The organism is Acinetobacter sp. EKM10A (genome assembly GCF_011075215.1).
Taxonomy (GTDB): domain Bacteria; phylum Pseudomonadota; class Gammaproteobacteria; order Pseudomonadales; family Moraxellaceae; genus Acinetobacter; species Acinetobacter baumannii.
In genome coordinates, this window is the sequence record NZ_JAALLK010000001.1 from 357,420 (window position 1) to 382,773 (window position 25,354).

22 protein-coding genes are annotated in these 25,354 nt (G+C 39.1%); 15 read left to right on the forward strand and 7 right to left on the reverse strand.

The features are described from left to right. Positions 1-46 precede the first annotated feature (46 nt). A complete protein-coding gene (locus tag G9371_RS01615) occupies positions 47-916 on the forward strand; it encodes a PhzF family phenazine biosynthesis protein (RefSeq protein ID WP_029424510.1) in 870 nt (289 codons plus the stop codon). A gap of 53 nt (positions 917-969) precedes the next feature. Here the strand turns inward: G9371_RS01615 and G9371_RS01620 are convergent, their stop codons facing one another. Continuing rightward, complete coding sequence (locus G9371_RS01620) at positions 970-1,749, reverse strand: ferredoxin--NADP reductase (protein WP_000718711.1); 780 nt, start codon at positions 1,747-1,749, stop codon at positions 970-972. 104 nt (positions 1,750-1,853) lie between these two features. Here G9371_RS01620 and tsaA point away from each other — a divergent pair, with 104 nt between their 5' ends. After that, positions 1,854-2,582 (forward strand): tRNA (N6-threonylcarbamoyladenosine(37)-N6)-methyltransferase TrmO, encoded by a 729-nt coding sequence (tsaA, locus tag G9371_RS01625; RefSeq protein WP_071543219.1) that lies wholly within the window; start codon positions 1,854-1,856, stop codon positions 2,580-2,582. 9 nt (positions 2,583-2,591) lie between these two features. On the opposite strand, the gene G9371_RS01630 is transcribed toward tsaA, so the two are convergent. Then, positions 2,592-3,860 (reverse strand): MgtC/SapB family protein, encoded by a 1,269-nt coding sequence (locus G9371_RS01630; RefSeq protein WP_001052948.1) that lies wholly within the window; start codon positions 3,858-3,860, stop codon positions 2,592-2,594. A 287-nt stretch (positions 3,861-4,147) separates the two neighbouring features. Between G9371_RS01630 and G9371_RS01635 the strand changes: the two genes are divergently transcribed. From G9371_RS01635 to G9371_RS01650, 4 genes are all read left to right on the forward strand, one after another. Beyond that, entirely contained in the window at positions 4,148-5,905 is a 1,758-nt protein-coding gene (locus tag G9371_RS01635) for a GspE/PulE family protein (RefSeq protein ID WP_001020905.1), read from the forward strand. 81 nt (positions 5,906-5,986) lie between these two features. Continuing rightward, positions 5,987-6,346, forward strand: coding sequence for a NirD/YgiW/YdeI family stress tolerance protein (locus G9371_RS01640; RefSeq protein WP_000783090.1), 360 nt, complete (start codon positions 5,987-5,989; stop codon positions 6,344-6,346). Between the two features lie 107 nt (positions 6,347-6,453). Then, positions 6,454-7,116, forward strand: coding sequence for a response regulator transcription factor (locus tag G9371_RS01645; RefSeq protein ID WP_001221456.1), 663 nt, complete (start codon positions 6,454-6,456; stop codon positions 7,114-7,116). Further along, positions 7,113-8,471 (forward strand): sensor histidine kinase, encoded by a 1,359-nt coding sequence (locus G9371_RS01650; protein WP_001257352.1) that lies wholly within the window; start codon positions 7,113-7,115, stop codon positions 8,469-8,471. The genes G9371_RS01645 and G9371_RS01650 overlap by 4 nt, the downstream gene beginning before the upstream one ends. Positions 8,472-8,536: 65 nt before the next feature. On the opposite strand, the gene hemP is transcribed toward G9371_RS01650, so the two are convergent. Beyond that, positions 8,537-8,707 carry a hemin uptake protein HemP gene (gene hemP / locus G9371_RS01655; protein ID WP_029424508.1) on the reverse strand — a complete coding sequence of 57 codons (171 nt, stop codon included), beginning with the start codon at positions 8,705-8,707 and terminating at the stop codon, positions 8,537-8,539. Positions 8,708-8,843: 136 nt separating this feature from the next. Here hemP and G9371_RS01660 point away from each other — a divergent pair, with 136 nt between their 5' ends. Continuing rightward, complete coding sequence (locus G9371_RS01660; RefSeq protein WP_002132239.1) at positions 8,844-9,743, forward strand: NUDIX domain-containing protein; 900 nt, start codon at positions 8,844-8,846, stop codon at positions 9,741-9,743. Positions 9,744-9,764: 21 nt separating this feature from the next. Here the strand turns inward: G9371_RS01660 and G9371_RS01665 are convergent, their stop codons facing one another. Then, positions 9,765-10,316 carry a tetratricopeptide repeat protein gene (locus G9371_RS01665; RefSeq protein ID WP_000913439.1) on the reverse strand — a complete coding sequence of 184 codons (552 nt, stop codon included), beginning with the start codon at positions 10,314-10,316 and terminating at the stop codon, positions 9,765-9,767. A 20-nt stretch (positions 10,317-10,336) separates the two neighbouring features. Continuing rightward, positions 10,337-12,733 carry a penicillin-binding protein 1B gene (mrcB, locus tag G9371_RS01670; RefSeq protein WP_029424507.1) on the reverse strand — a complete coding sequence of 799 codons (2,397 nt, stop codon included), beginning with the start codon at positions 12,731-12,733 and terminating at the stop codon, positions 10,337-10,339. Positions 12,734-12,918: 185 nt separating this feature from the next. On the opposite strand from mrcB, the gene G9371_RS01675 reads away from it, so the two are divergent. Together G9371_RS01675 and G9371_RS01680 are read left to right on the forward strand one after the other, a co-directional pair. Next, entirely contained in the window at positions 12,919-13,827 is a 909-nt protein-coding gene (locus G9371_RS01675; protein ID WP_001167242.1) for an NAD(+) kinase, read from the forward strand. Then, on the forward strand, positions 13,824-14,096 hold the full coding sequence (locus G9371_RS01680) for a YeaC family protein (RefSeq protein WP_001019667.1): 273 nt from the start codon (positions 13,824-13,826) through the stop codon (positions 14,094-14,096). Before G9371_RS01675 ends, G9371_RS01680 begins: the two co-directional genes overlap by 4 nt. A gap of 201 nt (positions 14,097-14,297) precedes the next feature. Here the strand turns inward: G9371_RS01680 and G9371_RS01685 are convergent, their stop codons facing one another. Continuing rightward, positions 14,298-15,311, reverse strand: a complete 1,014-nt coding sequence (locus G9371_RS01685) for a glycosyl transferase family protein (protein ID WP_029424506.1) — start codon at positions 15,309-15,311, stop codon at positions 14,298-14,300. Positions 15,312-15,810: 499 nt separating this feature from the next. On the opposite strand from G9371_RS01685, the gene G9371_RS01690 reads away from it, so the two are divergent. Next, the gene (locus tag G9371_RS01690) at positions 15,811-17,169 is read left to right on the forward strand and encodes a dicarboxylate/amino acid:cation symporter (protein WP_029424505.1); all 1,359 of its coding nucleotides are present in this window, start codon (positions 15,811-15,813) and stop codon (positions 17,167-17,169) included. A 163-nt stretch (positions 17,170-17,332) separates the two neighbouring features. Beyond that, positions 17,333-18,478 (forward strand): acyl-CoA dehydrogenase family protein, encoded by a 1,146-nt coding sequence (locus G9371_RS01695; protein ID WP_000881868.1) that lies wholly within the window; start codon positions 17,333-17,335, stop codon positions 18,476-18,478. Between the two features lie 43 nt (positions 18,479-18,521). On the opposite strand, the gene G9371_RS01700 is transcribed toward G9371_RS01695, so the two are convergent. Continuing rightward, entirely contained in the window at positions 18,522-19,466 is a 945-nt protein-coding gene (locus G9371_RS01700; protein WP_148561477.1) for an alpha/beta hydrolase, read from the reverse strand. A gap of 185 nt (positions 19,467-19,651) precedes the next feature. On the opposite strand from G9371_RS01700, the gene pheA reads away from it, so the two are divergent. The 4 genes from pheA to G9371_RS01720 all read left to right on the forward strand — a co-directional run bounded on the left by pheA (position 19,652) and on the right by G9371_RS01720 (position 25,258). After that, positions 19,652-20,761 (forward strand): prephenate dehydratase, encoded by a 1,110-nt coding sequence (pheA, locus tag G9371_RS01705; protein WP_000606364.1) that lies wholly within the window; start codon positions 19,652-19,654, stop codon positions 20,759-20,761. A 108-nt stretch (positions 20,762-20,869) separates the two neighbouring features. Then, complete coding sequence (locus tag G9371_RS01710; RefSeq protein ID WP_029424504.1) at positions 20,870-23,116, forward strand: bifunctional prephenate dehydrogenase/3-phosphoshikimate 1-carboxyvinyltransferase; 2,247 nt, start codon at positions 20,870-20,872, stop codon at positions 23,114-23,116. Positions 23,117-23,243: 127 nt separating this feature from the next. Then, a complete protein-coding gene (locus G9371_RS01715; RefSeq protein WP_000735997.1) occupies positions 23,244-23,627 on the forward strand; it encodes a hypothetical protein in 384 nt (127 codons plus the stop codon). Positions 23,628-23,797: 170 nt separating this feature from the next. Further along, positions 23,798-25,258: an aminoacyl-histidine dipeptidase gene (locus G9371_RS01720; RefSeq protein ID WP_029424503.1), complete on the forward strand. Its 1,461-nt coding sequence runs from the start codon at positions 23,798-23,800 to the stop codon at positions 25,256-25,258. Positions 25,259-25,354 lie beyond the last annotated feature (96 nt).

The following is a 25,354-nucleotide window of genomic DNA, read 5'->3' on the forward strand; positions in this document are numbered from 1 at the left end:
GGATTTAAAGCCATATTTTAAATTACAAAATCAGTAGGAGTGGTCTATGTCTGTTGTTGCATTTAAACAAGTCGATGTTTTTACTTCACAAGCATTTAAAGGTAATCCTGTTGCAGTCATTATGGACGCCAGTACCTTAACGTCTGAGCAGATGCAAGCCATTGCGAACTGGACCAATCTTTCTGAAACCACATTTGTATTGCCAGCCACTGATTCACAAGCTGACTATCAGGTTCGAATCTTTACTCCACAAAGTGAGTTGCCGTTTGCAGGACACCCTACCATTGGTACAGCCTATGCTTTGCTTGAGGCAGGTCTAATTAAAGCGAAAGAAGGTCGGCTGGTACAGCAGTGCGCTGCTGGTTTGGTGACATTGACCGTGAATGACTCAAATCATATTTCCTTTGAGTTACCTAAACCTAAAATTACACCACTCGATACACTGCAAACTGAGAAGTTGGCCGAGATTTTAAAATGTAAAATCAATACTCAATGGAATGCCGCATTGGTAGATGTCGGAGCCCGCTGGGTTGTATTGCAAGCTGTTAATGCTGAGGCTGTTTTGGCAAGTCAGCCTGATCTAAACGCTTTAAAGCAATTTAGTTTAGATATGAAAGTAACAGGCTCTACAATTTATGGATTTTATGAAGAAAGTAATGAGCAAAAGCGCATAGAAGTTCGTTCATTTGCTCCGGCATATGGAGTTAACGAAGATCCTGTTTGTGGTAGCGGTAATGGTAGCGTGGCATCTTTCATTCGTTACCATGGTATTTTGCCTGCGCAAAATGATGTGGTACTTTCTTCTCAGGGGCAAGCTTTAGGGCGTGAAGGACAGCTTCAACTTGAATTACATCAAGATAAAATTTTAGTGGGTGGAGCTGCTGTTACTTGTATCGACGGTACGATTAAGTTGTAAAAACAGAAATAAAAAACCGAGGCCTTTGCCTCGGTTTTTAATTAGAAAAAATCTTATTTTTCTACGAACGCACGTTCAATGACATAGTCGCCCATTTCACCCATACGAGGTGATTCAACTAAACCGTGTTGGTCAAGTAACGCAGCAACATCTTTCAAGAATGCAGGGCTACCACAAAGCATTGCGCGGTCAGTTTCACGGTTGAAACGTGGTAAACCAATTTTTTCAAATAAAGCACCAGTTTCAATTGCAGTTGTTACACGGCCTTGAGTATGGAAAGGTTCACGAGTAACGGTAGGGTAGTAAACAAGTTTGTCTTTAATACCTAATTCTTCAAAGAACTCATTGTTTGGTAATTCGTTCAAGATTAGGTCTTGATAAGCTAATTCAGAAATATAACGTGTACCGTGAACTACGATTACTTTTTCAAAGCGTTCGTAAGTTTCTGGGTCACGAATAATTGACAAGAATGGAGCAAGACCAGTACCAGAAGATAATAGATACAAGTTTTTACCAGGTAAAAGGTCATCATGAACCAATGTACCTGTTGGTTTTTTAGAAACTAAAATTTCGTCGCCAACTTGTACTTTTTGCAAAATCGAAGTTAAAGGACCGTCTTGTACTTTAATCGAGAAGAATTCTAACTCTTCTTCGTAGTTCGCACTTGCAATCGAATATGCACGCATTAACGGTTTGCCATTCACTTCAAGTCCGATCATCACGAACTGACCATTTTTAAAACGTAAGCTAGCGTCGCGTGTAGTTTTAAAACTGAAAAGGGTGTCATTCCAGTGGTGCACATGAGTAATGCGTTCAACGTTAAAAGCAGCCATTAAAGGTCTCGATCACGATTAAAAGAAAACAGGTTGCTATTCTAATCTAATTTCATTCCCGATAAACTGAATATATTTAATTGTGTTTATAAGAAAAAGTGATGATGAATTCTGTCACCCTCCCAATAGTCGGGCACATGTGCTCACCTTTTCGAGAAAAATTTGGTATTCCACGGCAGCCTAATTTGGTCAATATCGAGTCTTATATCGAAATGGTAGAACCTTATAATGACTTATTAGCTTTTGAGGGAATCGAACAATTTAGTCATCTCTGGCTCATCTGGCAGTTTCATGACAATAAAAATCAGGAGACTGCAACTAAGTTTCGTCCTCAAGTTCGCCCACCACGTCTAGGGGGCAATGAAAAAATTGGTGTGTTTGCAACACGTAGTATGTATCGTCCAGCGCCTATAGGCTTATCTGTAGTACGTTTAAACAAGGTTAAAAAAGTCGGTAAGTCATTAAGAGTGTACGTTACAGGCAGTGATTTACTAAATGGCACGCCAATTTTAGATATTAAGCCTTATATTCAATATTCAGATGCAATTGTTGATGCTCAAAGTGGTTATGCGCAGGCTGAACCAGAACGAAAATCGGTCTTATGGTCTGAAAATGCATTGTCTACCAAGCAGTCTCTTTTTAAAGATAAAGAAATTAATGCACAATATCTTGATGAATTAGAACAAGTATTGTCATTAGATCCTAGACCTGCCTATCAAGAAGACCCTGAACGAGTCTATAAAATGAAATTTTCGAATTTTGATATTCATTTTAAAGTTAATGGCAATGTCATTACAGTTGTTGATATGGTGAAAGACACATCGCTCGTGTAATAAAGCTATTTAGAACCAATGTATGTTCATCCAGAGCAAGCTAATAAATATTGTCATATGCAAAATTTGGGCAGGTATGAAAGCAAGGGCATAATGCAGTCCACCAGAAATGGCAGAGTTAATGCTCTTGGCAATTGCATGAACAGCAAAGCCACCCATGAACGCGATTAATAACGACGTCTGAGAGTTATTTGGTTCACCTTGTACAATCACTGCTGCAATAGCGGCATGTATTTCGAACAAAGAGGCAAGTAGTGTCCCTGCGATTAAGCCTGCATTACCTAAATATAGGCTTAGACCATAAACCCCTGCCTGAATGAGCGTAAGTGTCCCAGCAATAATAATCGCTTCTTTTAAGCTGAACATTCTGGTATCGAGTTCAGATGAAGTTGTGCTGGGTTCTGCCTTACGTAATAAGATGAAAGCCCATACCGCTAAAAAAGCCAATGCAATGAGCGTTGGAAATATAATGAGTTTGAACCACGCCAAACTTATACCGATGACAATAATTAAGGTTTGTACCAATGTGGAAACACATGACATTAACGCTGCACCTGCATTTGTTTTGGCATTCGCGCGACCAGAGCGTACTTCTAAGCCTAGACTCGCGATGGTGGCGGTACTTGAAACAAAACCCGAGGCTAAAGAAGAAAGTAATAAGGCATTTTTAGAGGATAAAAGCCGCTTTGCAATATGTGCGAGGGCTTGTACAAATAAAATCAACGTCAGTAACTTTAAAATCACATGAGGGTTTAGAACGGGTCCCCAAAAAGGTTTATTGGGAACTAAGGGTAAAGCAATTAGAAGTAGAGCAAGTAAAAAAATCCCGTCGCGCAACTCTGATTCGGTAATCCATTGACTGGCAATGCCGTGCATTGATTGTTTTGCTAATAAAATAATCGTCATGATGACGGCGAGTCCCGCAGCTAACGAAATATTCCAGATACAAAGTGCCCCAATGAAGTAAGTCATAATAAAGGCAAGTTCTGTAGTGACACCGGGATCATTTGGCTGATTTTTAAGAGATACGATACTGATCGCGCCTATAAGTAGAGCGCCTACAATCCCAATTGCGGTACCAAATAAAAAACAAATTGCTCCAAGTAGGGAACTAATTGCAAAAGAACGAAAACCCGCGAAAGTTTTATATTCGTGTTTTAACTTACTTCGTTCGCGCTCCAGACCTACCAATAAGCCGCAGCCTAATGCAGCCGCAATGGTGGTAATAAACTCTTCAAAAGATACGGTTTGTAATGACATTGTCATTGGAAGATTCATAATACTTCCTCTTTGGTTTATTGTTATATGTAGATGTCAGTCATTTAAAAATCATGTATTCCATTTTAGTTTATGCTTTTTCTTGTATTGAGCCTAGTCTCTTTTTTAATCAAACTATCACAATAAGCATCTTTATAAATATGATCTACGACACAAAAAAATACTAAGTTGAGAATAGGATTAATTATTTGAAGTTCAAAGATATTTAAAACCTAAACTTGGTTTTTTTAGACGGGCTAAATCTAAAACTTCTCTGATATATTATAAAAATATATTGGGGAAAACACATGAATATACATGTAGAAATAGACACACATTGGTGTCTAGAACAACTATTACAAGAAGGCCGTATCACTGAACGAGATAAGTTACTTGTACAAACCACAAATAGGCAAAAAGATCAGTTGAAATGGCATCCATTACAGTGGATTGCGCATTTTAATTTAAAAGACCAACATCATGTACAAGCACATTTAAGTTTAAACCGTCTGTGCCAATGGTTTGCAGATCGGGCGCAATTACCTTTATTTGTGATTGATCCTTTAAAGGCAGATGTGAGTGCTTTAACTCAAGTCATGTCGCAAGAGTTTGCGATCCGTAATCATATTTTAGCTGTAGAAGTCCATGCGGACCGGATTGTGATAGGAACAGACCAGCCTTTTCAAACAGACTGGCTAAATAATTTAGAGAAGAGTTTAGCACCCAAAAAAATTGAACGGGTATTTCTCAACCCGGAGCAATTACAACGTTATTTACGAGAATATTATCAAGTTAGCCGTGCAGTAAACTCAGCTCAAAAAGATGCGGCTCATGACCGTGATAACAAAGGTGTAGAAGCGCTTTTACAACTTGGCGATAGCCAAAACCCTGATGCCAATGATCAGCATATTGTGAAATTAGTAGACTGGATATTGCAATTTGCATTTGAACAGAGCGCCAGTGACATTCACATGGAACCGCGTAAAGACAATGGCAAAGTTCGGTTCCGTATCGATGGTGTTTTACATACCATTTATAACATGCCTTCAAATACTCTGACCGCCGTGATTTCTCGGATTAAAATTTTAGGGCGTCTAAATGTAGCAGAAAAGCGTAAACCGCAAGATGGTCGTTTAAAAACACGTACGCCGAAAGGACAAGAAACCGAACTACGTCTATCTACCTTACCAACAGCGTTTGGTGAAAAACTGGTTATGCGTATTTTTGATCCAGATGTACTAGTACGTTCTTTTCAGCAATTAGGTTTCGACCAGTCTTTATTACAGCAATGGCAGCGTATTACGCAAAATAGTCACGGCATTATTTTGGTTACGGGGCCAACAGGTTCTGGTAAAACTACAACGTTATATTCTTCTTTAAAACAGCTTGCAACCGAGCAGGTCAATGTCTGTACCATTGAAGATCCGATTGAAATGCTAGAGCCTAGTTTTAACCAAATGCAGGTCAATCATGCAATTGAACTGGGCTTTGCAGATGGTGTACGTGCGCTTATGCGACAAGACCCAGACATTATTATGATTGGGGAAATTCGTGACCAAGATACTGCGAATATGGCCATTCAAGCTGCACTCACAGGCCATTTAGTATTATCAACTTTACATACCAATGATGCGCCGTCTAGTTTGACCCGTTTACACGATTTAGGCGTACAACCATTTTTAACAGCCGCGACTATTTTAGGTGTATTAGCGCAGCGCTTAGTGCGTAAGCTTTGCCCGCACTGCAAACAACAAACTCATATTAATGAAGATGAATGGCAGCACCTAACATTTGACTACATTATGGAAATGCCAGAAAAAGTTTATCGGGCAGTAGGTTGTGAAGAGTGCCGGCATACGGGTTATAAAGGTCGAATCGGCATTTATGAGTTTATGCCAGTTAGTCTTGAGCTTAAACATCTTATTAGCAGTCATGCGACATTAAATGAATTAAGAAGCCAAACTAAAAAAGAAAGTGTAGAGCCTTTAAGAATTGCAGGAGCTCGCAAAGTTATTGAAGGTTTGACCACCTTGGAAGAGGTGCTGCGGGTTGTTCCATTAAATTAAATTTTTCTTAAGATTCACCTCATCTACCGATGATGTAATTGTTTTATTCCAAGGGTAAACCAAATAACAGAGGGTAATTTTATGAAAATGCTTAAAGTAATTTTGATGACTGCGGGTATGGCAACTGCGGGTGTGGTTGTAGCAAATACACCTGTGAATCAGGCAGCTATTGCTCCAGCGACAGTTACTACAGTGAAACAAGCTTTAGCATCAAAAGATAATACACCTGTAAAATTACATGGTCAGGTCGTAAAATCTTTAGGTGACGAAAAATATCAATTCCGCGATAAGAGCGGTAGCATTACAATTGATGTAGATGATGAGCTTTGGCAAGGACGTCCTGTTTCAGCCAATACAAATGTGACTTTAATTGGTGAAGTAGACATAGATTATAAGCCTTTAAAACGTGTAGAAATTGATGTGGATCAGGTCCAGTTCTAATAAATTAATTTCTACATTTATTCCTTTTAGCCGCATTTAAATCATGCGGCTTTGCTTTTTTTATAAAGACTTGGCAACATCCAATCAGGATATAACAGGAAAAACAGATGAGAATTTTGCTTGCAGAAGATGATCGCTCTCAAGCTGAAAGTATTCAATCATGGTTAGAATTAGACGGTTATCAAGTAGACTGGGTAGAACGTGGTGATTATGCCCTTACAGCAATTGAGCAGCATGATTATGACTGTATTTTGCTTGATCGGGGCTTGCCCCAACTGACCGGTGAAAAAGTTTTAACAACCATCCGCCACAAACAAAAAAACGTTCCCGTGATTTTTATTACCGCACGCGACAGTATTCATGACCGCGTAGAAGGGCTTGATTTAGGTGCAAATGATTATTTGGTTAAACCATTTAGCCTAGAAGAATTATCGGCTCGCATCCGCGCTCAATTACGTAAACAAACTCTGAGTCAGCAATCGATTTTAACGTGGGGTGATTTGCAACTTGATACACAAGCGAAAGTTGTATTATCTGCTGGTAAGACTATCGATTTAACAGCAAAAGAATTTCAAATATTACGTAAACTTATGGTTCATCCTGAGCATATTATTACCCGTGATCAATTAGAAGAAGCACTTTATGCATGGGGCGAGGAAATCGAGAGTAACGCGATCGAAGTTTTTATTTATCAGCTTCGAAAGAAAATCGGAAGCAGCAGTATTAAAACCATACGGGGGCTAGGCTACCGTATGGGAGACTTAAAATGAGATCAAATCGTTCATCCTTGCAGTCACAACTGGTTAAAACCACCATGTGGAGCAGTATTGTGGTGGGGCTACTGGCATTAAGTTTACTCACCATATTTTCGATTTATCACAACATGTCAGTACAAGATGAAATCATGGATGAAATTTCAGATACCTTACTGGTTTCTGACCTTTCTAAACACTCGATGAAGCAGTTTGACGAGCTGAGTGATGAATTTGATATTCAATATGAGTTATTAGATACAGGTCAGGTGCTTACCCATTCTCATACCTATCAGCATGAACTTTTTGAAAAAGGTAATTTATCAGACGGTTTTTCATATTTTTGGTTTGATGGCCAATTATGGCGTAGTCTGGCTGCACAACAAGAAGATTCAGAGCTACAAGTTGAAGTGTTTCAGCCCATTAGTACACGTATTGAAGAGGTATTGAAAGCACTTGCTGGATATAGTGGCCTTATGGTGCTGTTCTGGTTACTACAGTGGGTTATTGTAAGTTGGCGTACCGAGCAACAATTGGCTGCACTGAATTTACTCTCTAAACGTATTGCCCAAAAAACTGCCTCAAACTTAGAGCCAATTCAAGAACCAGATGTTATTACAGAAATTCAGCCTGTGATTGATGCTTTAAATCAGCTACTTGCAAGGCTACAAAGGGCACTGGTTGCTGAACAGCGTTTTACTGCAGATGCTTCACATGAATTACGTTCACCTTTATCAGCCATACAAATGCGTCTTCAGGTGTTGCAACGGAAATATCAGCATATTCCAGAGCTTGATCATGATTTTGAGCGTATTCAAGAAGACGTTTCAAGAAGTACAAAAATACTGGAAAATTTATTGTTACTCGCTCGCTTGGAACCTAATGAAACAGAGCAATTAGAACTCTCTAAGAGTGTCGTTGATTTAAATCATGTATTAGCTAGAGTGATAGATACAGTAAATATTGATGCACAAGCCAAACACATGGTAATTGAGACAAACATTCTGTCAAATGAAACCAAAACATTTGCAAATGAAGAGCTCATGTTTATTGCTTTTAGAAATCTATTTGATAACGCTATTCGTTATAGTCCGGCTTTGGGTGCTATTCATGTTGAGCTAAGCCAGTACCAGCAAAAGCTGAAGATTTCTATAGAAGATACTGGGAATGGTGTGGATGATGAAGTCTTAAGGCGTTTAGGACAGCGTTTTTTTCGTGTATTAGGGACAAAGCAACAAGGCTCAGGGTTAGGGTTATCAATTACTAAAAAAATTATTCAACTCCATGGTGGGGAATTACATTTTATGCATGCAAGCCAAGGTGGCTTAAAAGTTGAAGTAATATTGCCTTTTAACCGTGAAATACAAAAATAGCATGGTTGCCCATGCTATCCATTTTTTGTTTTCCCACGAATATTATTGAAACGCGAGGATCGTTCTTATTTAGTTAAAATGAGACGGTTATTGCGAGTAAGGCGTAAACGATATTCCTCGCCAGCATGCATAATTCGAATTTCACGACCTAAGGCGAATAGGTTGTTAGAATGCAGCATTGGTAAGGCATGAGCTGAATCTGTAGTGCGTGTAAATAAGCTAAAAGGTGCGTTCATTTGTTGTGCTCCGTGGTATATTCTTGAACGATTTAAATGATAATCATTATCGAATAGATCTGTCAATGAGATTTTAAAGATTTTATAAATTGATAAAATTTGCTTACACTTGTGAAAAATTTTAGTGAGTAGAAAAATGCCCAAACCGATTGTCGATGTCGCAATAGCTATCTTAATTCATCGTGGAAAAATATTAGTGGGATGGCGTGGTGAACAGCAGCATCAAGGTGGAAAGCATGAGTTTCCTGGTGGAAAGGTAGAGCAGGGTGAAACGCCTGAAGAAGCCTGCCGTCGTGAAATTTATGAAGAAGTCGGTATTGGTTTAAAAGATTGGCATCAATTTGATTATATTCACCATGAATATGATGACATTATTGTCAACCTTCATTTGTTCCATAGTTATGTACCTGATGAGTTATTAAATCTTATCCATCAGCCTTGGACATGGTACACACGTGAACAGCTACTTCACCTAAACTTCCCGAAAGCTAATAAAGACATTATTAAAAGATTATATTGGCCTCATTTTATTAAAATTAGCCATACACTTACATCTGTAGCGAATAGTGATGCTTTATTATATTGGCGTATAGAAGATGAATTTGGCCCGCGAGAAGTAGAACAATTAACGGCCTTAGATGAAGGGCAACGATCAAATTTAATTATAAATGTAGATATTTGGCAGCAATTGAGCTCCGAATTAAAAAAACAGATCAAGACTGTTCATTTAAAACAATCTCAGCTCATGAGTTTACATAAAGGTGACTTAGAGGTAGGAATACGGTTTATTGCTGCTTGTCACGATGCAGTTTCTTTACAACATGCTCAGCAAATTGGCTGTGATGCCGTTTTTGTTAGTCCTGTAAAAGTGACGGCTACTCATCCGGACGTTAGTGCATTAGGATGGGATCGTTTTGCTGATTTAATCGAGAAGTGCCAAATTCCCGTATTTGCTTTGGGAGGCATGAGTCCTGATGATTTAGCCACAGCACAACAACATGGTGCATATGGCTTGGCGGGTATTCGTAATTTTTAATAACAAATAAAGCATTAAAAGCTAGAAAGCTTTCAATGCTTGTTGTGCTTCTTGAACAGTTTTTGGGTTGTTGCGCTGTTGTCCAGCTTTTAAAATGACCAACCAAAGTTGTTTTTTCATGGCTTGACTCTGCGCAAAGCTTAAACCACGTCTTGCAAGAGACTCAGCGTTAGAATATTGCTGTTTATGATTTGCAGTTAATGCCAGAAATAAATAGGTCTCGGCTGCCTGTGGCGCTAAACGCTGTGCTTGAAGAGCGTAGCGCTCAGCCTCGGACCATTGCTGGTTTTTGTAAGCCTGCTCGGTTTTTTGCATTAAAGTTTTAAAAGCGGGTAACTGGCTTCCATCATCATTAAAGCGTTGCGGCTTTTTCTGCTGAGGAACAATCACTTGTAAGCTTTTACGTTGAATTTCCGGATGATCATAAGGTGTAATTTTTACACCAGATGAGGACTCGGACTTCTTCTTTTCAGAAACAGGAGGTGTTTTCTCTTTTGGAGCTGAATGATCTGGTAAAGTTGTACAGCCGACCATAAGTACAGCACCAATATAAAAAACACCTTTCTTTAACATATCCTGTTTCCTGTTAACGCTTAGTTGTTATAACTACCACTTGAAATGATTCGTGTGTTATTCGACAGATCTTGTTCCATCTGGTTTTCACTTTCACGAATATAACTGTCGGTATTATCATCCTGAGGCTCAGGAATTGTGTTATCACTTTGTGGCGTATATGTTGGATCAACTTGATAATACGGTGCTCCACATGGCGTAGCACGATGTGGGACTGTATGCGCTAGCATTGGAATATACATGGCACCATCACAAGCCTGTGCCGATAAGTCACCCGATGCACGGTCAATCCATTGCCATTGTACAGAGTCTGGTTGACGTAAGTTTACTGGTGTCTGGCGTAATTGTTTCATCACATTAATCCATACTGGTAATGCACCAGATGAACCTGTTAAACCAGTTACTTTATTGTCATCTAAACCTAACCATACTACTGCAACATGATTACCTGAATAGCCGGCAAACCATGAGTCACGTGTATCGTTAGTCGTACCTGATTTACCCGCTAATTTTAAAGCTGGAGATAAGCTGTTATACGCTGCACGTCCTGTACCTGATGACATGACCTGTTGTAAACCATAGTTCATGATATAACCGACAGATGGATCAATGGTTTGTTGTACGTTTAGACCATAACGATCAAGTAAACGTCCATTTGCATCTACAACAGAACGAATTGCACGAGTCGGATATTTGAAACCGCCTGTAGCAAAGTTTTCATAAATACCAAGTACTTCCATTGGTGACATATTAACTGCACCAAGGAAAATAGAAGGGTAGGCCGGGATTGTCGATTCAACACCAAATTTTCTTAAGTTGTTGGTAAATGTAGATAACCCGAACTCTTGACCTAAGCGCACAGCAGAAAGGTTATAAGAATTTGCTAAGGCTTCACTTAAACTCACAATTCCATGTCCACCGCCGCTATAGTTCTTCGGTGTCCAGCTTTTACCGCCGTCTACTGGAACGCTAATTGGAGCGTCTTCAATCTGGCTTGCCCAGTTATAACGTCCAGATTCAATTGCGCTCAAATAAATGACAGGTTTCAATAAAGAACCGACTTGGCGTTTTGCATCTAAGGCACGGTTAAAGCCGGTAAAGTCTTGTGTTGACCCGACAGCTGCAATTAATTCGCCATTTTCAGGATGGGCAATCAGTACAGCCCCTTGCAGGTTTTTCAAGCGAGCAGGGTTGCTATTAGCTAAGCGCTCTACAGAAGCTTTAAAGGCATTTTGAACTTGTGTTTGAGCAATTGGGTCCAAGGTCGTAAAAATACGTAATCCTTGATTGGTTAAATCACTTTCCTGATATTCGGTACGTAATTGACGACGCACAATATCTAAAAAGTCAGGGAATTTTGCTGGACCTAGGCTTGGTTTGCTTAGAACATTTAAAGGACGCGCAATTTCAGTTTCATACTCTGCTTGAGTTAAATACCCCATGACACGCATGTTATTTAATACTGTATCGCGGCGATTTTTTGCCCCTTCAGGGTTTTTCCAAGGGTTATATAAAGATGGACCTTGAACCAAACCGACTAAATAAGCTTGTTGTGCAACATTAAGCTCACGTAGTGGTAAACCGAAATAAAACTGAGAGGCCAATCCATAACCATTGATTGAATAGTTACCGTTTTGGCCTAAATTCACTTCATTTAAATATGCTTCTAAAATTTCATCTTTGCTGTAATGCAACTCAATAAGTAAAGCCATTAATGCTTCATTAACTTTACGTTTAAGTGTGCGTTCAGGGGTTAGATAGAAGTTTTTGACTAACTGTTGGGTGAGGGTCGAACCACCTTGGCGACGTCCTCCAGTTACATTACTTACCAAAGCACGTGCTGTACCACGAATCGAAATACCGTGGTGATGATAAAAGTTACGGTCTTCTGTAGAAATTAAAGCTTCAATAAGTGGTTTAGGAACACTATTAAGCTTAATCAAAACGCGGTCTTCATTATGTTGAGGATAAATGCCCCCAATTAATAAAGGTTCTAAACGGACAACTCCAGTTGATGAAGGTTTTGTACTGCGAACTTCTACAACTTGGTCGTTTGCAAAACTCAATTCTAAAACCTGTTCAGGCTCTACGCTGTCGCCATAGTCGAAACCACGTGTATGGACATACATGTTGCTGCCTTGAGCAACATAGGTTCCAGACTTGTCATAATTACTTGAAGTTTTGTAACCTAGTAATTTTAATTCTTGGGTGAAATTTGCTTGAGTAATTGGCGCATTATTATAAATTTCCAAAGGTCGAGCAAACACCTTGGCCGGAATGTCCCAGCGTTGTCCTTCAAATTTTTCACGTATAATATTATCTAAACGAATCAGATAGATACTAAGAGCAATAAAAGCACCAATCACCAAAATGGAAAAAATTAGCGCGAAGAAACCGATACCACGTTCAAACTTCATATAAATGAGATAAAACCCTAAACAATGCGTTAATGATGCGATAGCTTGTCATCAATTTGCAATGATAAAACTGTGAATAAATGGAAAACTTAGATTGAATTTTACAGTATCTTGTTGTTATGTTTTTTTAAATTAATCTGGTTAATGTTATGATAGCGTAGAATCGCAGCGGAGCTTACTCATTCGTGCAAATTTCACATAAGTCCTTCAGAAACGTCGGGTTAATTGGTCGACCAGATAAATCATCAGTTGTAGAAACACTATGTTTAATTCATGACCATTTGCTAAGTTTAGGCCTAAACCCCATTTTTGATCAGGAAACTGCCGAATTAGTGCCCTATGATCATGCGCAAGTCGTTAGTCGTCACTTATTAGGTGAAGTCGCTGATCTGGTGATTGTTGTAGGTGGTGACGGTTCATTGCTTCATGCAGCCAGAGCTTTAGTGCGCTACAATACGCCTGTGATCGGGATTAACCGTGGACGTTTAGGTTTTTTAACCGATATTAAGCCTTCGGAAGCTATTTTTAAGCTTGATCAGGTTTTACAAGGTCATTTCCAACTTGATCGCCGTTTCTTGCTTGAAATGGAAGTACGTACTAATGGGGAAGTCATTTATGATGCAATTGCTTTAAATGATGTCGTACTACACTCTGGTAAGTCGGTACATATGATCGATTTTGAACTCAATATCGATGGGCAATATGTTTATCGCCAGCATAGTGATGGTTTAATTGTTTCGACACCAACCGGTTCAACTGCTTATGCTTTATCAGGTGGTGGTCCAATTTTACATCCTAGTATGGATGCTATTGCATTAGTTCCTATGCATCCCCATACATTATCTTCACGCCCAATCGTAGTTGGTGGGCAAAGTGAAATTAAAATCGTCATTCGCGAAAATCGGGTATTACCGATGGTAAGTGCAGATGGACAACATAGTGTCTCTCTCAATGTCGGTGATAGTTTGCACATCCGCAAACACCCATTTAAATTAAGTTTATTACACCCACCTGGTTATGATTTCTATATGGCTTGTCGTACCAAATTGGGTTGGAACCAAGATTTTGAATCTTTTCAAAGAGATGAATCATGAATATTGAACAAATGCTATCTGTTTTAAACCCTGAGATTGTAGAGCGTTTAAAAACAGCAGTAGAAATTGGTAAATGGCCAAATGGTGTTGCTTTAACGAAAGAACAGCGTGAAACATGTATGCAAGCTGTTATTGCTTGGGAGTTAAAGAACTTACCAGAAGAACAGCGTAGTGGTTATATTGACCGTGGTACTAAAGAAGAGGGTGAGGTTTGTGAAGATGATCATCACAAGCATGAGCCTGAATTTAAACCGATTCGTTTTGTTTAAAACTTAATAAGATAGAAAAATTATTTTTGGTTATTCCATACAGCCTTATATAGCATGTTTTTCATAAGTTATAGCATATAGGCTTTTATTACTTTTGAAGGATCAAAAGTAACCAAAAATCCTCTGTATCACTGACGATACTTCCTGTATCGCAGTGATACGGTCGACATCCATGTCGACCTTCACGATAGCATTTGTTAACTACGAATTAAGATTGCTTAAATTTCGTGTTTCCCATAATACTTTTGCTTTTTGCATCGCTTCCTCGAAATTAGAAACCACGCCCATGGTATATAACGCAATACCCATGGTTTCTGTTACGGCCATTTCCCCATATTCATGATGCTGTTGCCCAAGCCAGACAGCTTTAAAGGTTGCTAAGTCTAACTCTTCTTCAATTGGGCTACGTTCAGGCGTAAGCTTTGGCAACTCATGCTCATAGAGTTCACCATTTTTAATTCCGCAAATCAGCGTTTTCGCGTCTGGGTTTCGTTCAAATTCGCCGCCTTCGCCCTTAATAACTGCGCTATTTTGATAGCCTAAGCGAAGTGCACTATGCTGATGAGAAGTTCTGTAAGCAGGATGGAATATGGCTTGTAAGGTGGCTTTAGCGTTAAAAGGATTAATTAAACGGGCTAAAGTATGAATAGGTGAACGCAATCCCATGACATTTCTTAGAGAAATCAGTTCGCTTAAAACTGGTGAAATTACTTCTAAGGGTAGGTAAGCGAAATTTTGTTCTGCCAATTGGGTGCGAACTTCTTGTTCAGAATGACAAATTTTATAATCTAAATATTCCAAAACTTGTTCGGTATAAACCCGGTTTATGGTATGCCCGGAAGCGCCATGCATTACGATTTTATAACCGTGATGAGCAAGGGAAAGAGCCGCTAATAAAAACCAAGGATAATGTTTACGTTTACCAGCATAAGATGACCAATCTAAGTCAACTTCTAAAGGTGCAAAATGAAGCTGGTCTTTTGTGGCTTGTACAAAACCTGCAAGTTCATCAATCGATTCTTCTTTAACACGTAGCAGCATTAAAAAAGCACCCAACTGAACGTCAAGAACTTCGCCTTTTAAAATCATAGTAAAAGCCTGATAGGCTTCTTCATAACTCAGTGAGCGAGATCCAGTTTTCCCCTTACCTAAAATACGGACATATTGAGCAAAGGGATGTTCAGCATCTTTATAGATATTACGTTTAGTATTCATGGCAATTCAAAACAGTAAAAATAAGGGGAGTAGGCAGCTCAAAATGAAATGTCTACAAGGACTTATCAATATGACATAAAAAACTGATGAAAAAATATCAAAAGTGTTTCTTATACTAAAGTCTTAAGGCTGCATGAGTATTTTTTGTGCGTATTAGCCAAAATTTTAATCGAATCGTTATTTAATTCGAGTAAACTTCATGTGCTTTTTTGAGCACTCATATCATAATTTTCTGTGATTCTCCTATATCTTCAGCTTTTTATTGAAAAAGTAAGAGGTTATTTCTAGCTACTCAAAGTAGTTAGAAACTTCAGGTATTCTCCTGTTTTAGAAAACAGTTTTTTGTTTTCATTGAGGTAGTAGGAAGGTTTTTTGTTTCTAAAAAACCGTTTCCCTTTTGCGGTGTTCATGTGAAAGGTTAGGGCTGTGTATTCGTAAAGAATAGACGTTTCATTTTGATATTTCCAACGGACTTGGAAATATAGATTGAAGTAAAGTTATGGCTAAAAAACCGATTTATAAATCACTTTATTTTCAAGTGATTATTGCGATTATTGCGGGTATTTTGGTAGGGCATTTCTCACCAAGTACAACGCAAATTGTTAATGGTGTTGAACAACATATTCCAGGTTTAGGTGAGCAACTCAAGCCATTAGGTGATGCTTTTATTCGTTTGATTAAAATGATCATCGCACCTGTTATTTTCTGTACAGTAGTAAGTGGTATTGCTGGTATGGAAAGCATGAAGTCAGTTGGTAAAACTGGCGGTGTTGCGTTGTTATACTTCGAGATCGTTTCAACAATCGCGCTTCTGATTGGCCTTGTGGTGATTAACATTGCAAAGCCAGGCGTAGGAATGAATGTTGATCCTGCAACTCTGGACACTTCAGGTATCCAAAAATACGTTACTTCTGGTGAGTCACAATCTACCATTGATTTCTTGATGCATATCATCCCAGATACGGTGGTTGGTGCATTTGCAAATGGTGAAATCTTACAGGTCCTTCTTTTTGCAATACTATTTGGTTTTGCGCTTCATAAGTTAGGTGATGCAGGACGCCCAGTTTTAAAGTTAATTGATCAAATTGCACACGTGTTCTTTAACATTGTGAACATGATTATGAAGCTTGCGCCAATTGGTGCATTTGGGGCAATGGCGTTTACTATCGGTAAATATGGTGTAGGTTCACTGGTACAGTTAGGCCAGCTCATTATCTGCTTCTATATTACGTGTTTACTCTTTATTTTCTTAATTTTGGGTACAATCAGCCGCATTAGTGGATTCAGTATTCTGAAAATGATTCGCCTGATTCGTGAAGAACTATTAATTGTACTTGGTACATCTTCTTCTGAGTCGGTCTTACCACGCATGCTCCGTAAACTTGAAATTGCAGGTTGTGAAAAATCGGTTGTTGGTTTAGTTATTCCAACAGGTTATTCATTTAACCTTGATGGTACATCAATCTATTTGACTATGGCTGCAATCTTTATTGCTCAGGCAACGAATACACAGCTTGATATTCAACATCAAATTACTTTGTTGTTGGTACTCCTAATCTCATCTAAAGGTGCAGCGGGTGTAACAGGCTCTGGCTTTATTGTTATGGCAGCAACTTTATCTGCAGTAGGACATATTCCGGTAGCTGGTTTGGCATTGATTTTAGGTATTGACCGCTTCATGTCAGAAGCACGTGCTTTAACCAATCTTGTTGGTAACTCTTTGGCAACGATTGTAGTTGCAAAATGGGTGGGTGCTTTAGATAAAGATAAGCTCAATGATGCTTTAAACAACCCAGATGAAGTTGACAGAAAAATGTTGGCTCCGAAAAATCCTCAGGTTGCAGAAGGTTTAGATTAATTCAAATCTACCTATATAAAAAAGGAAGCTTTGGCTTCCTTTTTTATTGGCTGACTGAAAAGTACAGTTTAAATGAGCAGCTAAGCCATGACAGTTGTGTAAAAAATGATTAGCATGCACAGCAATGAGATTCGATAAAACAATAAAGCCGAAGGAAAATATTATGTTGGCATATGATGCAGATTTAGAATTATTCCGTGATAATTTTAAACGTTTTATGAATGAGCATATTGCTCCACATTATGACCAATGGGAACGTGAAGGAATTATGCCACGTTCAGTTTGGTCTCAACTGGGCGAAAATGGTTTTTTATGTGTGGATGTCCCAGAAGAATATGGTGGTTATGGCGTCCCAACGTATTATTCATTAATGTTAGTTGAAGAATCGGCTCGTGCTGGATTTTGCGCATTATCAACTGCTATTTCTTGTCACTCTGAGATTGCGGCGCCTTATATTTTACATATTGGGACCGAAGAACAAAAACAATACTGGTTACCGAAAATGGTAACAGGTGAAGTAGTCGGAGCAATTGGTATGACAGAACCGGGTGCCGGTTCAGACTTACAGTCAATGCGTACCAGTGCCATTTTGCAAGATGACCATTATTTGCTAAATGGTTCTAAAACGTTTATTTCAAATGGACAACATGCTGACCTTGTAGTGCTTGCAGTAAAAACCGATCCGCAAGCGCGTGCGAAAGGTGTATCGTTATTATTGGTGGATACTCACCTAGAAGGTTTCAAAAAAGGAACTAACCTCGACAAAATCGGATTGCATTCTCAAGACACATCTGAGCTATTTTTTGACAATGTTAAGGTTCCTAAAAATCAGTTACTCGGACAAGCTGGACAAGGTTTTGCTTATTTAATGCAAGAATTACCGCGCGAACGTACGGCTATCGCATCGACAGCGGTTGGCGCTATTCGTGGTGCAATTGATTTGGCAACCGCTTATGTAAAAGAACGTCATGCATTTGGTCAACCTATTTCACAGTTCCAAAATACTCGTTTTGTTTTAGCACAAGCAAAAATTGATGAGCTTGCGACAACAGCTTTCTATGAGCGAAATGTTGCTTTATATCAAGAAGGTAAACTTGATGTTGAGACGGCTGCAGCACTGAAAAGTTTTAGTACAGATATGCAAATGAAGGTGGCGGATAACCTATTACAACTATTTGGTGGTTATGGTTATATGACTGAATATCCAATTTCACGCTTCTTTGTAGATGCCCGTATTCAACGTATTTACGGCGGTACAAATGAAATTATGAAAGAAATCGTAGCACGTGGATTAATCGGCAAAGCTTAATAATAGTTTCAAAAAAAGCCTACCTTTGAGTAGGCTTTTTTTATTATTTAGCTGTTTTCTGCGATGGTTCATCGAATAAAGATTTACAGCTTTCTAGATTTTGGCATGAAGCAAACATAAGCGCTTTAGGTAAGCTCGCATACAAATTGGTGATATGCTGTTCAGCAGGATTATTGAAATGCCAATAAGTAAATTGGTCTGAACGCTTATTTTCTAAGACTTTAAAGAAATCGTCTTTATTAATTCTTTGATTAAACTGGGTATGTGGCCCACCTTGTTCATGTGTACCGACTGTCGTCATTAGCATTGGGAACACGGTTTGCTTTTGACTTTGCCATTGTTCTAATTCTCGAAATAACATGCCTTGATCAAACCAGAGAGAAGGACTTGCAGCAAAGTAACGCTGGAATGCAGTAGGTTTTTGAAAAAAATGATAAAGCACAAACAACCCTCCAAAAGAATGCCCATAGAGACTTTGCTGTTGGCTATTAATTGGAAACTGTTTAGCGATTTCAGGCTTAAGCTCATTATTTAAAAAAGCAATAAACTGGTCAGCACCACCATATTTATATTTACCTTGTGCTTGAAACTCGGCAGAAGGTTTTGGGGTGTAATCATAAGCGCGTTTTTGCACATCAAAGGTTTTTTGCTGAGGATAGCCTACAGCTACAATAATGAGCGGATCTAAACCTAATTTTGCAGAGCCTGATCCAATCGACTGGGCAATATTCATTGCGCTTGGAAATGTTGCATTACCATCTAATATATAAAGTACCGGATAACCATGTTGGGGTGGGGCAACAGGTGGTTTATAAATTTGAATAAGGTATTCATGTCCAGTATTTTTAGATTTGATTTGGAACTGGGCCTGATTGTTGTGAAAATCGATTTTTGATTGATTTTTTACAGGGGCTTGAGCCAAAACGGAACTACTTATTAAAGAGCCTAGAAAGAAATTACAAGATAAAAAGAAAAAAGATTTAAGCATAATAAAGTTAAGAAAATGTTATAAGTCAAATAATAAATGAAAATCATTATCAAATAAAGTGATCTTATACAAAGGTTCGAGCCGGATTAATGAAAAAAGCCCATACACCCATATTGCCTAACAAAACAAAGCCGACTATTGTTATACTCTCGTTTAAAAGATGATTTTGCTGAGGCTGCCTTCCAATGATCAACGATGATCAAAACAAAACGACTTCTCTTAGTTTAGAACAAATTCGCGAAGATATTGATAGCGTAGATCAACAGATTCAAGAGTTATTAAATCGCCGCGCAAGCCTTGCTGAAGCTGTTGCGAAAGCTAAATTTGCTTCTGAAGAGAATCCTTTGTTTTATCGTCCTGAACGTGAAGCACAAGTTTTACGTAAAGTTATGGAGCGCAATCAAGGGCCTTTATCTGACGTAACTATGGCCCGTTTGTTCCGTGAAATTATGTCTGCTTGCCTTGCTTTAGAAGCTCCGCAAAGTATTGCATTTTTAGGCCCAGAAGGTACTTTTACTCAATCTGCCGTACTTAAACATTTTGGTAAAGATGCAGTTGTTCGTCCGCTACCAACTATTGATGAAGTATTCCGTGAAGTAGAAGCGGGTAGTGCGCATTACGGTGTAGTTCCGGTTGAAAACTCATCTGAAGGTATCGTAAATCATACTTTAGATTGTTTTAAAACTTCGAATTTAAATGTGATTGGTGAAGTTGAATTGCGTATTCATCATCAATTCCTTGTTTCTGAAAATACACGTAAAGACAGTATTAAGCAGATTTATGCGCATCAGCAAACTTTGGCTCAATGTCGCCAATGGTTAGACGCACATTATCCGGGTGTTGAGCGTGTTGCCTTAAACTCAAATGCAGAAGCTGCACGCCGTATTCGCAATGAATGGCATTCAGCAGCGATTGCGTCCGATATTGCAGCAGGTATGTATAACCTTGAAATCTTGCATAGTAATATTGAAGATAATCCAGAAAATACCACTCGCTTCTTAGTGATTGGCCGTGAAAAAATTCCACAAAGTGGCAATGACAAAACTTCATTATTAATTTCAGCGCATGACCGTGCAGGCGCTTTATTAGAAATTTTAGCGCCGTTTGCAAAACATAATATTAGCTTAACGAGCATTGAGACCCGTCCAGCATTACCTGAAAAATGGGCATATGTATTCTTTATTGATTTAGAAGGTCATATCGATCAGGAAAATGTGGCTGCGGCAATCAATGAGATTCGTCCAATGGTAAAAGAGCTTCGTATTTTAGGTTCTTATCCTGCTGCCGTTCTTTAATCACTCATGTTGGAATAATGACATGTATCAAGATGGGCATGTCATTATGCTTAAAAAACAAATTGCTCAAAGGTTTAAATAACGTTGAGCAAAAGCAAAGTTGAAGTTATGTCACAACCCCCATTTAAAAAAGTTGCATTTATTGGTTTAGGACTCATTGGGTCGAGTTTGGCACGGGTTATTGTTGCCGAAAAGTTGGCGACAACTATAGTGGCATCTACACGCTCACAGAAAACTTTAGAAGATGCAAAATCACTTGGCTTAATACAAGAAGGGTTTTCCGATCCTGTTGAAGCCGTGAAAGGGGCAGATTTAGTTGTTTTAGCCTTGCCAGTGCGTGCCACTCAAAAAGTGCTTGAGCAAATTAAACCTTATTTGTCAGAAACCACAATTGTAACTGACGTGGGAAGTACAAAAGGTAATGTCGTAGATGCAGCAAAAGCTGTATTTGGTGAAGATTTACCAACAGGGTTTGTTCCTGGGCATCCGATTGCGGGAAGTGAACACACGGGTGTCCACGCAGGTAAGGTCGATCTCTTTGCAAATCACAAAGTGATTTTGACCCCATTGCCAACAAGTGCAGAATGGGCAGTTGAGAAATTGATTCAACTTTGGTCAGCTGCTAAAGCTGAAGTGATATGTATGGATGTCGCCAAACATGATGAGGTTTTGGCGCATACCAGTCATTTACCGCACTTAATGGCATTTAATCTGGTCGAGCAACTTGCAAACCGTGAAGATAACCTTGATATTTTCCGTTATGCAGCTGGTGGTTTTCGTGACTTTTCACGAATTGCTGCCAGTGATCCCCAAATGTGGCATGACATTTTCTTTGCCAATAAAACAGCCATATTAAATGCTGTAGATGGCTTCGAGAAACAACTTACCGTACTTAGAAAATTGATTGAAAACGAAGATTCTCATGCATTAATGGGTTTACTCGGCCATGCTCAGGCAGCACGTCAGCATTTCAATCATATGTTAGCCAAAAAACCTTTAATGGAGAAAAATAAGGTGACACAGCAATTCAGTATCTTACCGGGAAATAAGGCTTTTAAAGGTAAATTTACCGTACCGGGTGACAAATCTGTGTCACATCGCTCCATTATGTTTGGTGCTATTGCAGAAGGCACGACTCATGTAACAGGCTTCCTTGAAGGTGAAGATGCTTTAGCAACTTTACAAGCTTTCCGTGATATGGGTGTAAGCATTGAAGGCCCTAAAAATGGTGAAGTGACCATTCATGGCGTGGGTATGCATGGCTTAAAAGCACCAGCGAGTGCCTTATATATGGGTAACTCTGGAACAAGCATGCGTTTGCTTTCAGGTATGCTTTCTGCACAAAAGTTTGATTCTGTTATGACAGGTGATGCTTCGCTCTCTAAACGTCCAATGGAGCGTATTGCTAAGCCATTACGTTTAATGGGTGCGCAAATCCAAACAACAGGTGAGAAAGGTACACCACCTGTAAGCATTACTGGTGGTCAGCAATTAAAAGGTATTCAATACGATTTACCTATGGCATCTGCTCAGGTGAAGTCGGGTATTTTACTAGCTGGTTTATGGGCTGAAGGTGAAACTTCGGTAACTGAGCCGGAACCAACACGTGATCATACAGAGCGTATGCTTCGTGCATTTGGCTATGATGTTAAAACTGAAGGCAATAAAATTTCCCTTGTGGGCGGCGGTAAGTTAGTGGGTACTAATATTCAGGTACCATCTGATATTTCATCTGCTGCTTTCTTCATGGTGGGCGCTGCAATTACTGAAGGTGCAGACGTTGTACTTGAAGCGGTAGGTATTAATCCAACACGTACTGGCGTAATTGAAATTTTAAAACAGATGGGTGCTGACCTGACTGTTGAAAATGAGCGTATCGCTGGTGGAGAGCCTATTGCTGATATTCATATTAAAGGTTCACGCACGCTTAAAGGCATTCACATGCCTGAAGACCAAGTACCTTTAGCAATTGATGAATTCCCAGCCTTATTTATTGCAGCGGCTTGTGCTGAAGGCCAAACAGTATTAACAGGTGCAGCAGAGCTTCGCGTGAAAGAATCTGACCGTATTCAAGTTATGGCAGATGGCTTAAAAATCATGGGCATTGATTGCACACCTACTGAAGATGGCATCATTATCGAAGGTAAAGGCAAATCTGGTGATTGGTCACCAATTTTTGCTGGTGGTGAAATTGAATCACACCATGACCACCGTATTGCGATGAGTTTTAGTATGGCAGGCCTTCGTACTTCTGGTCCGATTACAATTCACGGTACTGAGACTGTTGCTACAAGTTTCCCAACTTTTACTGAGTTGGCGAATCGTGCAGGCTTAACGATTGAAGTTAGCCAATAACTTTTTACCTAACACATTTTATAATTGCTAACACAATAGCAACGGCAGCAGCGAGCTAAAGGCTTGGCTGCTGTTTGTTTATTGCTTATGCTAAGTGCAGATAATGATAAAAGTGTTAGGACAAAGGATGAAAAAATTACAATTTATTGCCAGTTGCCCACAACATGGGGTGCTTGATCATCCACCAAATGAATGCCATATCACTCAAGAATATGTAGCGGCTTTACTGTTTAAACAACTGGGGAATTATGGTTTTGATGCACAGCATATTGTGCATGAACATGAAAAGGTGGAAGTAAGTATTGATAATCACCTTTTACCATTGTCTATTACTTGCCAGCAAACAGACCATGATGGGCATTTAATGTGTGAAATCTCTGCCAATCCTGATGAAGAACAAGACTGGTTTGAGAAAATCGAAACACAAAGTATTATTCGTCAGCTTGCACAGGCTGTTGAAAATAGCTTGAAAGCCGATCATAGCTTTTCAGCATTTGAGTGGAAAAGCTAAACATATTATTGTTAAGACTTATTTGTGAAGTACGGCTTTTTAGAAAAGTCGTACAATTTCTTTAAATTAAATATAAAAATACAAAATCTTTCCCGAAATTGCTACCTATCTTTAATGCTTTGTGTATATTGAAATTATTAAGATATTTACATAATTAGAGTGTAGTTTTCATGACACAAGTTGATATTGCAGCATTATCTCCTCAAGTCGTTTGGCAGCATTTTCAAACACTTTGTACTATTCCTCGTCCGTCAAAGCATGAACAGCAGCTTCGTGAGTTTTTACAAAACTGGGCCGAAAGTCGGAATTTAGAAACTTATGTAGATGAAGTAGGAAATTTGATTATCCTTAAAAATGCGACACCGGGTAAAGAACATGTGTCTGGAGTTATTCTTCAAGGCCATTTAGATATGGTTACACAAGCCAATACTGGTACGGTACATGACTTCTTTAAAGACCCGATTCGTCCAGTTCTTGAGGAGGGCTGGCTAATTGCCAAAGACACTACTTTAGGTGCTGATAATGGCATTGGGGTAGCTTTGGCCTTAGCTGTTTTAGATTCAAATGATATTGCTCATGGCCCAATAGAAGTTCTTTTAACAGTCGATGAAGAAGCAGGGATGAGTGGTGCGCGGCTTTTAGAGACAGGTGTGCTAAAAGGAAAATGGCTATTTAATATTGATACAGAAGAATGGGGTGAGTTGTATTTAGGGTGTGCTGGTAGTATTGATGTTGAGGTAGAGCAGCCGCTTAATTATGAGCCAATCCCTGAAAATTTGAATATTGTGAATATTCAGGTGGCTGGTCTTAAAGGTGGTCACTCTGGCGTAGATATTCATTTAGGACGTGGCAATGCCAACGTTATTTTGGCTCGCTTTTTAAATCAATATTTAGCCTCTCTAGGTGGGCATCTTGTTGAGTTTACAGGTGGTACGGCCCGTAATGCTTTACCGCGAGAAGCAGTGGCAACTATTGCAATTTCGCCTAATCAGTTATCAAGCCTAGAAAAGTTACTTGCTGAATATCAAACGGCATGGAAAGAACAGCTAAAGGGTATTGATGACAACTTGCAATTAAGTATTCAATCCACTGGTGTTGCAGTGACTGAAGTGATTACTCAACAACAGCAAAATGAATGGTTGCAAGCTTTGGCAACAAGTCCTTATGGCGTTGCAAGTATGAGTCAGGTTCTACCAGATGTAGTTGAAACCTCAAATAACATTGGGGTGGTGAGACTAAATCGAGAAGGTGGAAAAGCTGTCTTAATGGTTCGTTCAATGGTGAACCAAGAAGCTCAAGATTTTGCAGAAAAAATTCAGGCACATTTTAGCCAGTTTAATATCGGCTCTACACTTACGCCGTTAGTGTCGGGTTGGACACCAAATCCAGATTCGGCTGCTCTAAAGTGCTTACAACAAGCCTATCAAAATGCATTTAATATTGAGCCAAATCTAAAAGTAATTCATGCAGGCTTAGAATGTGGGATTATTGCTGAACATTACCCACATTTACAGATGGTTTCGTTTGGACCGGATATTCAAGGTGCACATGCACCGGGTGAACGAGTCAAAGTTGATACTGTAGAGAAATGCTGGAAGCTACTGGTAACGGCTTTGGCATCTGTAGAGTAATTTTTAAGAAATAAGAAGCTCAGTTATGAGCTTCTTAAACTTTGACCTTTACGTGAAAATAATTTGGATTTAACTCGGTAAATTCGATTTCACAAC